Annotated in this window: 18 protein-coding genes and 1 other RNA gene; 16 read left to right on the forward strand and 3 right to left on the reverse strand. The window is 38.7% G+C overall.

Translation table 11 applies throughout. The features are described from left to right. The first annotated feature begins 110 nt into the window (after nucleotides 1–110). A complete protein-coding gene (gene fba / locus AC3XNE_RS08430) occupies nucleotides 111–974 on the forward strand; it encodes a class II fructose-1,6-bisphosphate aldolase (protein ID WP_489831643.1) in 864 nt (287 codons plus the stop codon). 350 nt (nucleotides 975–1,324) lie between these two features. On the opposite strand, the gene AC3XNE_RS08435 is transcribed toward fba, so the two are convergent. Next, entirely contained in the window at nucleotides 1,325–1,834 is a 510-nt protein-coding gene (locus AC3XNE_RS08435; RefSeq protein WP_489831644.1) for a DUF1836 domain-containing protein, read from the reverse strand. 148 nt (nucleotides 1,835–1,982) lie between these two features. Between AC3XNE_RS08435 and trhA the strand changes: the two genes are divergently transcribed. The 11 genes from trhA (at nucleotide 1,983) to AC3XNE_RS08490 (ending at nucleotide 11,831) form a co-directional block, all read left to right on the forward strand. Continuing rightward, nucleotides 1,983–2,612, forward strand: a complete 630-nt coding sequence (gene trhA, locus AC3XNE_RS08440) for a PAQR family membrane homeostasis protein TrhA (protein WP_489831645.1) — start codon at nucleotides 1,983–1,985, stop codon at nucleotides 2,610–2,612. A 110-nt stretch (nucleotides 2,613–2,722) separates the two neighbouring features. Next, nucleotides 2,723–3,064, forward strand: a complete 342-nt coding sequence (locus AC3XNE_RS08445) for an ArsR/SmtB family transcription factor (RefSeq protein WP_489831646.1) — start codon at nucleotides 2,723–2,725, stop codon at nucleotides 3,062–3,064. Between the two features lie 114 nt (nucleotides 3,065–3,178). Next, nucleotides 3,179–3,883, forward strand: coding sequence for a ribonuclease H family protein (locus AC3XNE_RS08450; protein ID WP_489831647.1), 705 nt, complete (start codon nucleotides 3,179–3,181; stop codon nucleotides 3,881–3,883). 18 nt (nucleotides 3,884–3,901) lie between these two features. Then, nucleotides 3,902–4,591, forward strand: a complete 690-nt coding sequence (locus tag AC3XNE_RS08455; RefSeq protein ID WP_489831648.1) for an NAD(P)H-dependent oxidoreductase — start codon at nucleotides 3,902–3,904, stop codon at nucleotides 4,589–4,591. Continuing rightward, a complete protein-coding gene (locus tag AC3XNE_RS08460; RefSeq protein WP_489831649.1) occupies nucleotides 4,588–4,767 on the forward strand; it encodes a hypothetical protein in 180 nt (59 codons plus the stop codon). The genes AC3XNE_RS08455 and AC3XNE_RS08460 overlap by 4 nt, the downstream gene beginning before the upstream one ends. 92 nt (nucleotides 4,768–4,859) lie before the next feature. Continuing rightward, nucleotides 4,860–5,229: a transfer-messenger RNA gene (gene ssrA, locus AC3XNE_RS08465) on the forward strand. Between the two features lie 156 nt (nucleotides 5,230–5,385). After that, nucleotides 5,386–7,593: an LTA synthase family protein gene (locus AC3XNE_RS08470; RefSeq protein WP_489831650.1), complete on the forward strand. Its 2,208-nt coding sequence runs from the start codon at nucleotides 5,386–5,388 to the stop codon at nucleotides 7,591–7,593. A gap of 123 nt (nucleotides 7,594–7,716) precedes the next feature. After that, entirely contained in the window at nucleotides 7,717–9,066 is a 1,350-nt protein-coding gene (locus AC3XNE_RS08475; protein ID WP_489831651.1) for a glucose-6-phosphate isomerase, read from the forward strand. 157 nt (nucleotides 9,067–9,223) lie between these two features. Continuing rightward, on the forward strand, nucleotides 9,224–9,718 hold the full coding sequence (gene cbpB, locus AC3XNE_RS08480; RefSeq protein ID WP_489831652.1) for a cyclic-di-AMP-binding protein CbpB: 495 nt from the start codon (nucleotides 9,224–9,226) through the stop codon (nucleotides 9,716–9,718). A 169-nt stretch (nucleotides 9,719–9,887) separates the two neighbouring features. Continuing rightward, a complete protein-coding gene (dapD, locus tag AC3XNE_RS08485; RefSeq protein ID WP_489831653.1) occupies nucleotides 9,888–10,595 on the forward strand; it encodes a 2,3,4,5-tetrahydropyridine-2,6-dicarboxylate N-acetyltransferase in 708 nt (235 codons plus the stop codon). 99 nt (nucleotides 10,596–10,694) lie between these two features. Then, complete coding sequence (locus tag AC3XNE_RS08490; RefSeq protein ID WP_489831654.1) at nucleotides 10,695–11,831, forward strand: N-acetyldiaminopimelate deacetylase; 1,137 nt, start codon at nucleotides 10,695–10,697, stop codon at nucleotides 11,829–11,831. 172 nt (nucleotides 11,832–12,003) lie between these two features. Here AC3XNE_RS08490 and AC3XNE_RS08495 read toward each other — a convergent pair whose 3' ends face one another. Then, nucleotides 12,004–12,900 carry a mechanosensitive ion channel family protein gene (locus AC3XNE_RS08495; RefSeq protein ID WP_489831656.1) on the reverse strand — a complete coding sequence of 299 codons (897 nt, stop codon included), beginning with the start codon at nucleotides 12,898–12,900 and terminating at the stop codon, nucleotides 12,004–12,006. 318 nt (nucleotides 12,901–13,218) lie between these two features. Between AC3XNE_RS08495 and AC3XNE_RS08500 the strand changes: the two genes are divergently transcribed. Then, a complete protein-coding gene (locus AC3XNE_RS08500; protein ID WP_489831657.1) occupies nucleotides 13,219–13,653 on the forward strand; it encodes a DUF948 domain-containing protein in 435 nt (144 codons plus the stop codon). Between the two features lie 2 nt (nucleotides 13,654–13,655). Next, a complete protein-coding gene (locus AC3XNE_RS08505; protein ID WP_489831658.1) occupies nucleotides 13,656–14,048 on the forward strand; it encodes a hypothetical protein in 393 nt (130 codons plus the stop codon). A 415-nt stretch (nucleotides 14,049–14,463) separates the two neighbouring features. Here AC3XNE_RS08505 and AC3XNE_RS08510 read toward each other — a convergent pair whose 3' ends face one another. Next, a complete protein-coding gene (locus AC3XNE_RS08510; RefSeq protein WP_489831659.1) occupies nucleotides 14,464–15,567 on the reverse strand; it encodes a M24 family metallopeptidase in 1,104 nt (367 codons plus the stop codon). 207 nt (nucleotides 15,568–15,774) lie between these two features. On the opposite strand from AC3XNE_RS08510, the gene ccpA reads away from it, so the two are divergent. Both ccpA and AC3XNE_RS08520 read left to right on the forward strand, forming a co-directional pair. Next, on the forward strand, nucleotides 15,775–16,785 hold the full coding sequence (ccpA, locus tag AC3XNE_RS08515; protein ID WP_489831660.1) for a catabolite control protein A: 1,011 nt from the start codon (nucleotides 15,775–15,777) through the stop codon (nucleotides 16,783–16,785). Nucleotides 16,786–16,943: 158 nt separating this feature from the next. Further along, the gene (locus tag AC3XNE_RS08520; protein WP_489831661.1) at nucleotides 16,944–17,663 is read left to right on the forward strand and encodes a YebC/PmpR family DNA-binding transcriptional regulator; all 720 of its coding nucleotides are present in this window, start codon (nucleotides 16,944–16,946) and stop codon (nucleotides 17,661–17,663) included. Nucleotides 17,664–17,690 lie beyond the last annotated feature (27 nt).

A 17,690-nucleotide genomic window follows, 5' to 3' on the forward strand; every position in this document is an offset into this window, starting at 1 on the left:
AACGTGAAAAAAACCACAAAATGAGTTCGCTTTTTGCTAAAAATGTGGTAGAATTACTGTGTGCTCACGAAGAGTAATTTTAAACGTAAACTTTTATAGGAGGCTATTTTATGTCATTCGTTAATGGTAATAAAATCTTTGCAGACGCTCGTAAGGGACATTATGCTGTAGGTGCTTTTAACACTAACAACCTTGAATGGACACGCGCTATTTTGAAGGGTGCTCAGGAGAAAAATGTGCCAGTATTGATCCAATCATCAATGGGTGCTGCTAAGTACATGGGCGACTACGAATTAGTTAGAAATTTGGTTGAACAAGAAATGCGTGTTATGGGTATTACAGTTCCTGTTATCATGCACTTGGATCATGGTAACTATGAAGCAGCCAAGGAAGCTATTGCTGCTGGTTATACTTCAGTTATGTTTGACGGACATGACTTACCATTTGATGAAAACTACGCTAAGACTAAGGAAATCGTTGAATTAGCACACTCAAAGAACATCTCTGTTGAAGCAGAAGTTGGTTCGATCGGTGGCGAAGAAGATGGAATTATCGGCGAAGGCGAATTAGCTGATGTTGAAGAAGCCAAGAAAATCGCTGACTTAGGTGTTGATTATCTTGCTTGTGGTATTGGTAATATTCATGGTCAGTATCCCGCAAACTGGAAAGGCTTGAACTTCGATCGTTTGCAAGAATTAGCTGACATTATCAAGACACCACTTGTTTTGCATGGTGGTTCTGGTATTCCTCAAGAACAAGTTGTTAAAGCTATCAAGATGGGTGTTGCTAAACTTAACATCAACACTGAATGTCAATTGGCATTTGCTGCTGCAACACGTAAATACATCCAAGCAGGTAAAGATCAAGAAGGCAAGGGCTTTGACCCACGTAAACTTCTTGCTCCTGGGACAGATGCTATTACTGATACAGTTGAAGAAATTATTGACTGGATGGGTACACCATCGATCAAATAGTTTGTTGAATAAAATAAGGTTGAGACAAAATGTCGTAGCCTGACAAAGAGAGCGTCAAATTTTCAAGTTTTTGGAAATTTGACGCTCTCTTTGTTAACCAGTGATAATTTATACTTTGCTGCTCAAAAGTGAAAGCGATCTTTCAGAAAGTATAAACTAAGAGGAAATTTCAAAAGCGTGTATTTAAGGTGCTCGCTTTCTCACTCAAAAAGGAGTAAGGGATGTTCACGAAATACTGTCGCACAATCATGTTTTTCCTTGTAATTTTGACGATCAATGGTCTGTTTCTTTTCTGCTGCTTTTGACAAATGGATCCAAGAAAACTGTTTTCTAAAGTCTACAGATACTTATTATTTTTTTGTTCCTTCGTCGCTCAGCGGGGTTTGTTTTAATATTTCTCTTTGTCCAAGCATTTGGTAAATCGAAGCTCTGATCGTATACTCTTCAATTTTTTTGAGCAACGGTTCAGTATTGGCAACTTTTGTTACGTCAGGAATATCTTGACCATCGAGCAAACGTAGATCGTAGTTAAAAAGATCAGCAAAGGTATCGTAGGCACTTTGGGCATCTTCATTATCGAAAATCTTGCGGATCACTTGTTTAACTACGTCTAAAGAATAAATGGATTTAAAAAGAGAAACCATGATCAGTTCGGCAAGATGCTGTCTTTGGTATTTCTTTTTAACCGGTCGAGTGATCAAACCTTTTTTGACATAACTGTTGACCATTGAGGGTGTAACTTGATTGGCAGATAATTCTGTTAAATAGCGGTTACTTAGGCTGACTAGTTGATCCATGTATAAATCAATGTCAGGAAAATTATCCCACAGTGGTAATTCCAGCTTTTTTGTAGTTTTCATTTTTAAGCACCTCAAATTTGGGTTTTAACCGATGGATCTTAGTTTCTTTTATTTATTTTAACATTTATTAACTAGATTTAAAGTCTAGATTTCATTGAAAAAGAATACTGATATGCTATACTATTAAATGATAAAGGAGCTGACCAAGATGGATAAAAGAAGTCAGGTAATTAATGAGATTTGGAGTGCGGTCACGCATGGTGTGGGCATCTTGTTGAGTGTTATTGCTTTAGTGGCCTTGATCATTAAAGGAGTATCTGAAGAAAACACATTAAATTTTTTTGCTTACTTGATCTATTGTGTTTCCTTGCTGACTCTTTACTTGTTTTCAACTTTGTTTCATTGTTTTTATTTCACCAAAGCGAGTCGTGTCTTTCAAATATTTGATCATTGTGGTATTTACTTTCTGATCGCTGGTACATATACTCCATATTGTTTATTAGTGATCAATGGAAAATTTGGCCTGTTAATTTTGTCTGTGATCTGGGGTGCTGCGATATTTGGAACTTTGTATCATGTTTTAGCCAAAAATCGTCGGCAAAATGTTGAGACATTGGTGTATGTTTTAATGGGTTGGACCTGTCTTTTAGGACTTAAGCAACTTTTAGTCGGCTTGGGTGATATCGGAATGGGATTACTTTTTTGCGGAGGATTGGCATTTACATTCGGTGCGTTGCTTTATAGTATTAAGGGGTTAAAATACACACATATTTATTGGCATTTAACAGTTATGTTAGGTACCTTTTTGATGTTCTTATCGATTTATTTCTATATTTAAATAAATGATTTATTTGTACAGCACCAATGAAAACGCTTGCTAAAAATCTTCATTCATGTTATTCTATATGCGTAGTCAGATATATAGTCCGTGGAAGGAGAGTGAAAGTGATGCCAACAGTTCAACTAACCTCATCACAAAACAGGGCAATTGAAAATTTTGTTGATGATTTTGAAGTCGTTAATGCTCTTGCAGACCGAAATAGACAGAAGATCATTGTTTTACTATGTGACCACTTAACTGAAGGATTGACTGTAACTGATATGACAGAAAAAATGTCTATCACACAGCCTGCGGTTTCTCATCATTTGAAGATCCTACGTGAGGCAGGTTTAGTGGCGTTTCGTAAAAATGGTTTACAAAGCTTATATTATTTGACCCTTTCTGAACCGTTAATTCACTTAGAAGGTGTGATCCATGATCTGCGGGTCGAAGTGGGGGATAATAAGTGATGATAACTAGTTAGGACCATTCGTTTTATGTAAAAAATAAAATGAATGGTTTTTTTCTTTTCTTTATTTTTTAGATAGTTTAAAATTAATAAATCGACCCTGCAAATTAAGGAGATGACTATTATTTCGACTAAGTATTATGCGGTCAAAAAGGGAAGAAAAACAGGGGTATTTAATTCCTGGCGTGAATGCGAACAGCAGGTCTCAGGTTTTTCAGGTGCCAAATACAAAAGTTTTAAAACGTTGGCAGATGCCAAAATCTGGCTGAGCGAGGGCGAGACCAGTAATTTTGTTCCGGCAAAAAAAAACACAGCAAAAAATGAATCATCTTCGTTAAAATCAGCTCCCATCAAACTTTGGACAGATGGCGGCTCTAGAAATCATGGTAATAAAAAAGGACAGCACGTTATGAAAAATGATCCAGCTGCCTGGGCTTTTTGCGTCATCAAGGACGGTAAAAAGTATACAGCTAGTGATGGAGAGTATGGTAGTACTAATAACCGGATGGAAGTTATGGCTTTAGTCAAAGCTTTGAAATTTTTGGGACGTCAGGGTTGGCAAAATGAGCAGATCGTTGCTACACTTGATTCGAAGTATGTATTGGACGCAATAACTAAAAAGTGGATCAGTGGGTGGCAAAGACGAGGCTGGCGCACCTCTGCTGAAACTCCAGTGGCCAACAAAGAATTATGGCAAGAAGTAAGTACATTACTTCCTTATTTTTCTCATTTAGATTTTCAGTGGACAAAGGGACACGCTAAGAATGCCGGCAATATTTTAGTTGACCAGCTTTTGAATAATACAATGGATACGATGTAATATGAGAGGAGGGTCTTAGTGGGAACATTAATTTTAGTAGCACATCCAGAAGAACAAGATTCTGGGACACAAGCCTTTTTGACACAGGCTCTACGTTTTGCGAGTCAAGAAATCACACGGCGCGTGTTGCCGGAAGGTCAGTTTTCGCCACAAAAGGAAATGAAAGATGTTTTGAGTGCAAACCGGATCATTTTTCAGTTTCCTCTTTATTGGTATAGTGCACCGGCAATCTTGCACCAGTGGTTAGCAGATTGTTTGATCACACCATACAAAGAAAAATTAAAGGGAAAAGAACTAGGATTGGTGGTATCAACTGGAAGGCCTGAAAGCGAGTTTGGTTTAGGCAAAAAACAAGGGTACTCTTTGAGCGAACTTTTGCGGCCGTTTGTGGCTGTAGCTGATACGTTAGGAATGCAGATGCTCCCATATTTTTTAATTGCCCAATTTGAATATATGACGGACCAACAACGCCAAAAATTATTGATCGATTACATTCAGTACTTGGAATTGTCCCGTGATAGTTCATTTTCGGAACGTGAACATTGGTTTGTCCAAAGATTGGCGGATATGACAGAAAATGCGACTGATACTAAATCACAGCAAACTTTAGCTGCCCTTGATCAGCAGATAACTGATCGCAGCGATCGTCTAGCTGAATTAAAAGATGAGATCGCTATGATCAAAAATATTGAGGAGGGAGATTTATGACACAGGATAGTCAATGGCTACTTGAACGTTGCGATGAGCTGATCTCGAATTCTGTGAGGTATGAGGAACGTGCTTTTTTTCAACGACTAAAAGCAATGATCAGTGAGCAGGATACCCGATTGGCCCAAGCAGAGGGAGAATTAGACGGACGGATCTGGAATCCGGGAAAATGGTGAGCTCAATTCAGTAGATTGGATTTTGTCGATTTTTCTTTTCAAACATGAAATTTTACGCCTGCGTTCCATTATGCTATACTGTATACGTATTTGGGGATGTTATGGATTCGACAGGTATAGGTCGAGCTTAGATTGCGTTTGGTAGGTTGCGGCTACCATAAAACGCTCAGTTAAAATATAACTGCAAAAAATAACAATAACTCTTACGCTTTAGCTGCCTAGTCAGCTTTAACGTAGATCCGGCCGGTATCGCCTATGTACCGATATCCGGGTCTTATAATCAGTAGGCTACGTCTTATGTTTCCACCTGTAATGTAAGAAAGAGATCATCAGGCTGGCCGTTAGTGCTTTGCCCTGACATGCGGCGTGACTAACAGCGAGAATCAAATAGCATGAATATGAACGTAGATATCTAAGCGGCGATATGCTTGGACGCGGGTTCGACCCCCGCCATCTCCATAATTGTGAGTTTCGAATTATTCGGAGCTCATTTTTTTTACAAAAAATTGGTCCAAATGTTGATATTTTTCTAATTTGACCAAGCTAAATTGACGGTCGACTTGAAAATAGTATAGACTGTTAAAGTACATAGAGACTTTGAAAGGATTTCGATCTGATTTGAACTTAAAAAAAATTCGTGAGTTTATCAATACTAGGATAGGTTTTTTGAGCCTACTAGTTGTTTTGTTTTGGATAAAAACTGTCCTTGTTTATTTGATCGACTTTCATCTGGGGGTCAAAGGATTTTATCAGTACCTTGTGATGCTGGTCAACCCTTTTGCGACTACTCTTTTATTATTTAGTATCGGCTTGTATGTGAAGCGTACTTTGCCTTCATATATCACGATGTTTTTGATCTATATTGCAAATACCGCCTTACTATTATTTAGTGTAATATATTACCGTGAATTTACTGATTTTATGACGATCAACGTCATTTTCGGTTATTCAGCCGTGTCCCAAGGGTTAAGTGGGAGTTCATTTGCACTTCTAAAACCACAAGATATCATCATTATTGGTGATGTAGTCTTGGTTTTACTTAGTTTATTGACTAGATTTATTAAATTGGATCAACGATCTATAAAAAAGAAATCTGCAGCTGCAGTCAGCTCTTTTGCTGTTTTCGCATTGATGTTCAATATAGTTTTGGGTGAGATAGATCGTCCGCAATTGTTGACAAGGACGTTTGACAGGAATTACCTTGTTAAGTACTTGGGGATCGATACTTTTACTGTCTACGACGGTTTGAAGACTGCAAAGAACAATCAAGCCCGTAATCGTGCAGATGGTGCTGATTTGAACAAGATCTTGCAGTATACTTCAAATCATTATGCTAAACCTGATCCGAAAATGTTTGGTGCTGGGAAAGGCAAAAATATCATCGTTGTGCATTTAGAGAGTTTTCAACAGTTTTTGATCAATTATAAATTGGACGGTAAAGAAGTTACTCCATTTTTAAATAGTTTATATAGAAGCAAGGATATGTATAGCTTTGAAAATTTCTTTCATCAGGTCGGTCAAGGAAAGACTTCCGACGCCGAAAATATGTTGGAAACTGGTACGTTTGGTCTGCCGCAAGGCTCACTATTTTCCGCTTTAGGGACCGATAATACTTTTGAAGGCGCACCTGCTATCTTAAATCAGGAAGGTGGTTATTCATCAGCCGTTTTCCATGGTAACAATGGCTCATTTTGGAATCGGAATAGTGTTTACCCTAATTTAGGTTATCAGAATTTCTTCGACGCCAGTTATTATAATCAAAATTCTAACAATTTAAGTGAATATGGCCTAAAGGATAAACTATTGTTCCATGATTCGGTCAAGTATCTTGAACGGATGCAACAACCGTTTTATGCTAAGTTTATTACAGTCTCTAACCACTTCCCTTATAATTTGGACAAGGACAATACTGATTTTCCTAAGGCAGATACTTCTGATAATTCAATAAATAATTACTTTGTGACTGCTCATTATTTAGATCAAGCTGTACAAGAGTTTTTCAATTATTTGAAGAAATCTGGTCTATACGATAATTCTGTGATCGTATTGTATGGCGATCACTATGGCATTTCTGATACGAGAAACGTTAAATTAGCTAAATTGTTAGGCAAATCTTCCGCAACTTGGAGCGACTATGATAATGCTTCGCTTCAACGTGTGCCTTTCATGGTCCATGTCCCTGGCAAACATGATGGCGGTGTGCAAAAACAGTACGGCGGAGAAATCGATGTCTTACCAACTTTATTACACTTAGTTGGGATAGATTCGAAGAAATATCTGCAGTTCGGAACAGATCTGTTTTCACCTGATCACGACCAAACTGTTGCCTTTAGGAATGACAATTTTGTAACACCAAATTATACGGTGGTCGGCAATACGATCTATGAAAATAGTTCGGGAGACGTTGTTACGCATCCTTCTGCGGCTGTGAAAAAAGAATTAAAAGAAAAATCCAGTCAAGTTACCCACGAATTGAGTTTGTCGGATTCGCTAAATAACAAAAATTTGCTGCGATTTTATGTACCAAATGGTTTTACACCTGTGAATCCAAAAGAATATGATTATAAAAATGATTTTGACAAATTGATTCAAACTGAGAAGAAGTTACAACAACGTTCAACTAGTTTGTGGTCAAAAAATCATGACCAGTCGACTATCGGTGATTATGACTCTGACGCACCAGAATTGAAGCGAACTGATGATGATGCGGCTAATGTTTCAAGTGCAAAGAAGAGGATCGAAAAAAATAAGGATAAAGATCTTGAAAAAGCTAAGGGTTCAAGTCAAGTAAAATCGTCCGCAAGTGAGATTGATGCTTCGGAATGATGCTCTTGTTATCTTTAAGTGATTTCAATGACAAATCTTAATTTATCGTTTTTTCACTTTAAATTATGTGAAAGTGTTGTATAATGAAAAAGTAAACAATATCAAAAGTTAGGAGATTTCATAATGGCTCATATTACATTTGACAGCTCTAATTTAGACAAGTTTGTTCATGAAAACGAATTGGAAGAAATGCAAGCACTAGTTACCGCCGCTGATCAAACATTACGTGAAGGTACAGGTGCAGGTAATGATTTCCGAGGTTTCTTAGACCTGCCTAAAGATTTTGACAAAGAGGAATTTGAACGTATCAAAAAGGCAGCTCGGAAGATCCAATCAGATTCTGAAGTTTTGATCGTGATCGGTATCGGGGGGTCATATTTGGGTGCGCGTGCAGCAATCGAATTTTTGCATAATTCATTCTTCAATTTACTTCCCGCTGAAAAAAGAAATGCACCGCAGATCTTTTTCGCTGGTAATTCTATTTCAGGCTCCTATCTTAAACAATTGGTAGAGTTTATCGGAGACCGTGATTTTTCTGTGAATGTTATTTCTAAGTCAGGAACTACGACCGAACCTTCGATCGCTTTCCGTGTCTTTAAAGAAAAATTGATCAAAAAATATGGCGCAAAAGCAGCCAGTGAACGTATTTATGCAACAACAGATCGTGCTCGCGGAGCTTTGAAAACCGAAGCCGACGCAGCTGGTTATGAATCTTTTGTTATTCCAGATGATGTTGGTGGTCGTTTCTCTGTCTTGAGTGCTGTAGGTCTATTACCAATTGCGGTCTCTGGCGCAGATATCGATAAATTGATGCAGGGTGCTGCAGATGCACGTGAAGAATATTCAAACGCTGATCTGAACCAGAATGAAGCTTATCAGTATGCAGCTTTACGTAACATTTTGTATCGTAAGGGCTATACAACTGAGATCCTTGAAAACTATGAACCATCCTTGCAATATTTCTCAGAATGGTGGAAGCAATTAATGGGTGAATCAGAAGGAAAAAATGAGAAGGGAATCTATCCTTCATCGGCTAACTTTTCAACTGATCTTCATTCATTAGGTCAATATATTCAAGAAGGCCGTCGTAACCTGATGGAAACGATCATTAGCGTTGCTTCTCCTCAGGATGATACAAAGGTCCCGGAAGATGAAGAAAACCTAGATGGTTTAGAATATCTGAGCGGCAAGTCAATGAACTATGTAAATGGCAAGGCCATGGAAGGCGTTGTTTTAGCTCATACTGACGGCAATGTTCCTGACATGATCGTTAATATTCCTGACCAAACTGAATATACTTTGGGATATTTAATTTATTTCTTCGAAGCTGCTGTTGCAGTTTCTGGATATTTGAATGGTATCAATCCGTTCAACCAGCCGGGTGTTGAGGCATATAAGAAGAACATGTTTGCTTTATTGGGTCGTCCTGGATATGAAGAACTTACAAAAGAATTAAATGCTCGTTTGAAATAGTAAATGAGTTTAAGCTTCGGTTTTAATTGTGTTAAGACCGGGGCTTTTTTATTGGTTATTTTTTGAAGTTTTACTCAAATTAACTCAAAATTTATTGTAATTTTTTTTGGATCTAATAAAATATACGTAGCGATCGTAGTTCAAGGAGGTAATTTGAATGATAGCGAAAGCTGTTGAACAATTAATGGAACAGCGCAAGGAAAAATTTATGATCCCTGCTGAATTGGTTGCTAATGTACAGGAAAATAATAATTTAGAACATGCTTTTCTTGTTTTGACTAAGGTTCAATACGCTAAGATCCCGGTGTTAGATAGTAAGCAACGTTTTAAAGGATTATTGTCGCTTTCAATGATAACTGAGACGATGCTAGGTTTAAATGGTATCGACCCTAGTAATTTAGCTAAACGTACAGTTGCTGATGTCATGGAAAAAGACGCACAGACTATTCAAATCCCCTTCAAACTAGAAGACGTTTTGCATATTTTAGTGGATGAGAATTTTGTTGTAGTAGTCGACTCGACAGGAGTTTTTACAGGGATAGTTACTCGGCGTGAGTTACTAAAAAGTGTTAACCATATGGCACATGAAATTAGTAATGAGTATGAGATCAAACCGCTCCCGGAAAAATTGAATAGTCCACGATCGAACTAAAGAAACGTGTTTTCACAATGTTGGTCGGCCACAATGATTGCTAGATCAGTAAATAGGCAGTATATTAGTTTCAACACGAAACTGTGTAGTTCGGAATTGAAATGAGTTGGACAAAATAATAGTTAGTTGTTTTCTATTAGCAGATATAGTTTTAATTGGAGGAAATTTGATGGCAAAATTAGACGCACAAGAAATCATTGCAACAATTGCTAATTCGAAAAAAAAGACACCAGTCAAGGCATATATTAAAGGAAATTTAACTGATTTGGATTTTCCTAGTGATATCGATGCTTATGTAGGAGATAAAGCGGGTGTTATTTTTGGAGACTGGAATGACGTAAAAAGATTTTTAGATGGTAAGTCTGTGATCACTAACACACGAATAGAAACTATTGGAAGAAATACTGGCGTCCCACTGGCGGATGAGAAGAAATACAATGCTCGGATCGAGCCAGGTGCTATCATTCGTGATCAAGTCGAGATCGGTGACCAGGCAGTAATAATGATGGGAGCAGTGATCAATATCGGAGCGGAGATCGGTGCTGGGACAATGATCGATATGGGTGCTATTTTAGGCGGGCGTGCTTTAGTCGGAAAGAATTGCCATATTGGTGCTGGAACAGTGCTAGCTGGGGTCGTAGAACCCGCTTCCGCAAAGCCCGTTACGATCGAAGATGGTGTTTTGATCGGAGCGAATGCCGTTATTTTGGAAGGCGTGACTGTTGGCAAAGGAGCCGTTGTAGGAGCCGGATCAGTTGTTACCAAAGACGTTGCAGCGGGCAGTGTTGTCACCGGAGTTCCGGCAAAGAAGATCAAAGACGTTGGAGATATACAGAATTCCAAGGTCGATTTGGTTGATGATTTGAGAAAACTTTAGGAAAAACTGATACTTTGTCGAATTTTGCAAGCTAAAATTCGACTTTTTTCTTTTTGTTAGACATGATAATGATTTTTTAGGCAGGGGGATATGAGCGATATGGATAGTGAAAAATTAGTACAGATCTATCGTGAGTTACACCAAATTCCGGAGATCGGAATGGAAGAATTTGAAACACAACAAAAATTGTTAGCGATCATTCAGAAAATGCCACAAGATTTTTTGGAGGTCAGAACTTGGAAAACAGGGATCTTGATCCATGTGATAGGCAGAGATACGAAGCATACGTTAGGGTATCGGACAGATATCGATGGGTTACCGGTCGAAGAACAAACAGGTTTGCCTTTTGCCTCAAAACATCCAGGTAAAATGCATGCTTGCGGACATGATATACATATGGCCGTTGCTTTAGGCGTTTTAAGTGAATTTGCCAAGGACCAGCCTCCAGTTTCACTGACCTTTGTTTTTCAACCGGCAGAGGAGAACGCTAGCGGGGGAAAGCAGATGTTCGAGAATGATGCCTTTGGTAATTGGTTACCTGAGGAAATTTATGCTATCCATGATGATCCAAGTTTGCCGGTTGGAGCTATCGGGTGCCGACAAGGGACGTTATTTGCAGGAACATGTGAGATCCACATCAAGTTCTATGGGAAAAGCGGGCATGCGGCTTTTCCCCACCAGGCTAACGATATGGTAGTTTGTGGAGCAAATTTTGTTTCTCAGATCCAGACGATCGTCAGCCGCAAAATAGACCCGATCAAATCTGGGGTAGTAACCTTGGGACATTTGAATGCTGGGACGACAGGTAATGTTATTGCTGGTAAATGTCAGGTCGATGGAACGATCCGTGCTTTAACACAAGATATTAATCTGGAGATCCAACAACAAGTAGAAAGGATCGCTAAAGGTGTGGCTTATTCATTTGATTGTGATGTAGATATCGACTTGCACCAAGGCGGGTATTTCCCGGTAGAAAACAATGCTGAAACTACGTCCGATTTGATCAAATATTTCCAAAAAAGTTCATTACAGTTTATCCAGACAGCTCCTGCGATGACAGGTGAAGATTTTGGTTTCTTATTGTCACAGATGCCTGGAACGATGTGTTGGTTGGGAGTGGGATCGCCTTATTCCTTACACTCTGATAAAATGGCCCCTAATACTGATGCTATCAAAGCTGGGGTGACTGGTTTTAGCGGCTTTTTGAAACATCGGGCGCTTGAATTATCGAAGTAAAAAAGACTCCTCGCTCAAAAGTGGGGAGCCTTTTTATCAGCAGTATAAAAAATAATAGACTAAGTATCTGTTAAGTTGTGTTACGAAGTGTATTGGCCGTATAAAACAAGCCGTTACGTTCCGCAAAGCCAAGGACACAAATTTGATAAATTGTTAGTTGAATGGTGATAACTTATTCTAGATTGATCGGCGCAGTTGGGATCTCAAACCCGGCATTGCTGAGAGCCTCTAAGTAAGCTGATAAGAAATCACGCTGGATGGCACCTTGTGCACCGTTTTTAGTGTAGAGCGTAACTCTCACAACTAATGTTCCGTTGCCTAGATCCACAGTGCCTAAGACTTGTGGCTGTACTGTGATCTCACTATATTTTGGTGTTAGTTTTTCGTTGACTTGTTCAATGATTTTTTCCATTTGGCTGATATCTTTATTAGGATCAACACGGATATCTATCAAAGCTCGCATATCGTTTCTGGAAAAATTGCTGACAATAGTAATACTGCGATTAGGAACGAAATGAAGTGTACCATCATCACCTAAGATCTGTGTCGTTCTTAGGCCGATCGCATGGATCGTCCCTTGAACATCTCCCAGTTTAACGTATTCCCCTACAGAAAACTGCTCTTCAAGCAAAATGAAGAAACCTGTGACAATATCGGTCACGAAGCCCTGAGCACCTAGTCCTAGAGCAACACTTAGTATCCCGGCACCTGTGATCAGGGTACCTACAGGAATACCCAAAATAGAAAGTACTGCATAAAGGTAAAAGAACAACATAGCATAATGGAAAATATTTTGAGATAAAGTAAAGATCGTTGCTTTACGATTTTCTGAAAGATGCTGTTTACCAGATTTTTTTTGTGATTCAAAGCCTCGTCTGATCAATCTTTTCCCTACAAAATTTACGATAAAGAATAAGATGGTCACCAGAATTAATGAGCTTACAGACTGTAAGAGGGAACTGATTGCCTTGTCCCAATCAAAATTTTCAATATAGTGTTGAAAAACATTGAGTTTAAGAGCTTTTTTACTATTAGCAGCGAATAAAAGATTACTTTGAACGAAATGCAAATGTGCCACTTCCTTTTTTGACTTATACATGTATGATAACAAAAAATACGCAGTGTTTTAAAATAATTTAGAGTTAAAATCACTTTAAGTGTAATAAAGAGGAATTTTAATTTAGAAAAGAACAAATGCGGGATAAAAGAGACTTTGGAAAAGTTTGCTTGAAGTTTTATTGTTGTAATGATATTCTTATAAATAATAAGAATCATTTAAAAGAATAGTTTTTTGTTGAACAAGCTTTTAAAAGGTCAGTTTTGACCTGAAAGGTTGGATGATCTGGCTATTGTTTTATGACTTGTTTTTATTTAGGAGGAAATGAACATGGAGATAACTTTTGGACAAATCGCAGGCCTGATCGCTGCGGTAGCTTTTTTGGTTTTGGTGATTTATCTTTGTCGCGTCTTGGTCCGTTTAGTTCAAACTTTGAATGAAGTTAATGAGACGGTCAACACCTTGACTAAAGATGCAGATTCGATGTTGGGGCAGGTCAATGATTTATTGGATAAGAGCAATGACCTACTTGAAGACGTGAATGGCAAAGTCAAGACTATTGATCCTTTATTTACCGCTGTGGCTGATTTAAGTCAAAGTATCTCTGACTTGAATAGTGCTGGTCAGGGAGCAGCTAAAAAGGTTGCTGACTCGAGGCGTAAAATAAGCAATGCCTCGAAACTTTCTTCAATTGCTGCTGCTGGTTCGAAGGTGTTCAGTAAAATTAAAAACAGGAAGGGTAAAACTTCTAAGGAGGAAATCTAATTATGAAAAAAGCATTTCTAATTGGATTTGGTGTTGGAGTATCTGCTTTAGCTGGTGTTTATATCTACTGGCAAAGGCTTACAGCTTCTCAGCAAGATCAATTGGCCGTTAAATTCGACGATACATTGGCTAGTGGCCGTAATAAGGCAGCAGACATTCAAGAAAAAGCAGTTGATTTTGCTGGTTCTAATGTTCAATCTGCTTTATCGTCTTTGAAAGATTCAACATCAAAATTAAAAGGACATTTAGATTCAGCCCGTCAAAAAGTTACTGACGGCTCTGAAGTTATGCAAGATGATATCGTGATCGACCATAGTTCGGCATTCAGTAAAGCAAAACAAACTGCCGAACAAGAAGATCGTCCGACAGAAAAATTTTACCCACATAATAATTAAACTTGAATAGTTTGGTAACTAGGCTTCCGTTCATTTAAGAGCGGGAGTTTTTTTGCGAAGAGAGTTCAGTGAGAGCCAGAAAGTGGTCACTGGACCGTCCGCTTTTTCAAGTTCGACTATACAATTGTATCGGGGGTAGGCTTTGCTAACTAGATTCATCATTTATGTACTAGTTCACAAGCTAACTGGGAAATTTCTGTCGCGAACTGGGTAGAACTTTAGTGATTTTCTCTCGGGTCTGCAGGTCACTGGAGAAAGCTTCTCTGGTCTCTGGGTAATTGGATAGAACTTCTATGAACTTCTTCCTGGTTAGCTTCAAATAATAGACAACTTCCGATTTTTCCTCCGCTTTGAGTGCAATAAAAAAATGAGATGCATTTTCGCACCTCATTTTGCTTCAATATATTTTACAGTGTTATTTAAGCGGTAATACCTGTAGTTCTTTAGGTGTATGTGTGAAGGGTTTTGCGCCATCTTCTGTAATGTGAACACAATCTTCGATACGTACACCAACGTCTCCAGGAATGTAGATGCCAGGTTCGATAGAGAAGCACATTCCCGGCTGTAGTTCTAAGTCGTTTCCGGCCATGATCGAAGGGAATTCATGTTCACTTTGCCCGATCCCATGACCAAGACGATGATTAAAGTACTCACCATAACCAGCTTTTTCAATAATGTCACGAGCAATTTTGTCTAATTCTGCTGCAGTAATTCCAGGTTTGGCAGCTTCTTGAGCTGTTAATTGAGCCTCTAAGCAGACTTTATAGACATCCTGGGCATGTTGGCTAACATCACCAAAGGCAACGGTCCTTGTGGCATCGGAGATATAGCCATTATATACTACACCAAGGTCAAAAAGACAAAGTTCATTAGGGCCAATGTTGACCTTTCGTGGCGCACCATGAGCTTCAGCGGCATTTGCACCACTTTGGATCAATGTGTCAAAACTCATGTGCATGATGCCTTGCAGTTTAAGTTGATATTCGATCTCAGCAACAATATCTTGTTCGGTCTTTCCTTTAGCAAGTGCATTAAAACCAATTTCAAAGGCTTTGTCAGCCCATTTCCCGGCGATTTCTAAGTCTTTTAACTCTTCTGGTGTTTTAAAGAGTTTTAATTGTTCAACAAATGGAGTCAAATTACCAGTAAATTCGGCCTGCGGAAATTGTTTCTTCAGGGCAGCGTATTTTTCCACTGTCAAATTGTTCTTTTCGATTGCCCATTTTTGTGGTGAGCCTACTAATTCAGTGATGTGATCATGTATTTTTTCGAAAGGATCTTCGTGGTCTAAATAACCGTAGACTGGGTATTTCCATCCGGTTTCCTTAACGGCTTCGACCTCTAAAGCCGGCGCAAAGATAAATGGGTCTTTATCGGGAAAGATAAAGAGAGCAAGGATGCGCTCGATCGGGTCGCTTGAAAAGCCTGTAAAATATTGAATGTTCATAAAATCGCTCACGTAGGCAATATCATAATCATTGTCAGCTAACCATTTTTGAACAGAACTGATATGAGACATATAATCGCTCCTTTTTTAAAATTAACAGTGCCATTATAACACAAAGGTTTTTAACTCTTTGAAAAAAAGTGATGAAAACTTTTTGAAAATATTTGGCGGTTTTTCTTGAAACGCTTGCATTTTTAATGAAACTCTGGTAAATTAGATAATGTTGATTGAAAGTGAAATGAAAATTTAAAAATGACGAGTAAGAAAGGGATAACAATTATGGATTCAAGAGAAGACAAAACGGTTACTATTTCCACGGTTGCTAAGGAAGCGGGAGTTTCTATGGCGACAGTTTCTCGTGTGGTAAATGGTAACCCAAATGTTAAACCAGCTACACGCAATAAAGTTTTAGAGGTTATCGATCGTTTGGATTATCGCCCAAATGCGGTTGCGCAGGGCCTGGCAAGTAAAAAAACTACAACGGTTGGGGTTATTATCCCAGATGTAACTAATGTTTACTTTTCGTCTTTGGCACGTGGTATCGATGATGTGGCTACTATGTACAAATACAACATTATTTTAGCTAATTCAGATGGCAACCCTCAAAAAGAGATTCAGGTCTTAAATACTTTATTAGCTAAACAAGTAGATGGGATTATTTTCATGGGACATAACTTGACGGATGAATTGCGGGCTCAGTTCAAACGAGCTAAAACGCCGATTGTCTTGGCAGGTTCTGTTGATCAAAAAGACGAGGTTGAAAGTGTACACATAGACTACGTTGAAGCAGTTGAAAGTGCGATCACTAATCTGATCAATCATGGTAATAAGCGGCTCGCTTTTGTTTCGGGACCTTTATCTGATCCGATCAATGGTGAATACCGTTTGAAGGGCTATAAGAACGTTTTAGCTAAAAATGGAATAGATTATGATCCTAATTTAGTTTTTGAGACAGACTATCGTTATCGCTCTGGTGAGGTATTGTGGCCAGCATTGGCTTCGGCAAATGCTACAGCAGCGTTTGTTGCCGATGATGAATTGGCTGCTGGGGTATTGAATGGTGCTCGTGATGCTGGAGCTGAAGTCCCAGATGACTTTGAAGTTATTACAAGCAATAATTCAAAACTAACGGAGATCGTTCGTCCGCAACTTTCTTCGATCACTCAACCATTGTATGATATCGGTGCAGTTTCAATGCGTTTCTTGACTAAGATGATGAATAAAGAAGAGTCTACAGAAAAGACCATCAATTTACCATATGGTTTTATCAAGCGTGGATCAAGTAAATAATTTATTGGACGTTTGCACTAGTTTGAAATGAGCTATTATTTCAACTAAGTCCAAGCGTCTTTATTTTGCAAAAAGTTTGCGTTACCACCCATGATTTGGTAATATTTAATATGGCTATTGACACAATAGAAATAAATTTTCGGAAAGAGGTATATGAAATGTCAGGACATTCAAAATGGCATAACATCCAAGGGCGTAAAAACGCTCAGGATGCAAAACGTGGGAAAATTTTCCAAAAAATATCACGAGAACTTTATATGGCTGCAAAGAGTGGCGGTCCTGACCCAGACTCGAACCCACAATTGCGCCTAATGATGGATAAAGCTCGTTCTGCTAACATGCCAAAAGATAATATTAAACGTGCACTCGATAAAGCTAGCGGTGACAATGGAGCGGATTATGAAGAAATCACTTATGAGGGTTATGGACCTGCTGGTGTTGCCTTCTTGATCCACACATTGACTGATAACCGTAATCGGACTGCTTCAGCGGTTCGTGCAGATTTTAACCATAACGGTGGGAGTATGGGTGAATCTGGCTCGGTCAGTTTCATGTTTGATCGTAAGGGGTATATCGCGATTGCTCGCGAAGACCTTGATGCTGACGAGGACCAGATGTTTGAAGATGTGATCGACGCAGGTGCGGATGATCTACAAACAGACGACGATGTTTTTGAAATCTATACAGATCCAAAGGCATTTCCAGAAGTTCGTGATGCATTACAAAAGAAGTATGAATTGGCAAACGCTGAACTAACGATGGTCCCAAAGACGACTATCGATGTCCCAGATGACAAGATGGAAAAAGTTCAACGGTTGATCGATCATTTGGAAGACGAAGATGACGTTTCTGAAGTTTACACGTCTGCTGAATTTTAAAGTAAATCAATTAATAGGTCAAGTTTT

The sequence above is a fragment of the Ligilactobacillus sp. JN-6 (Y).1 genome (genome assembly GCF_058111525.1).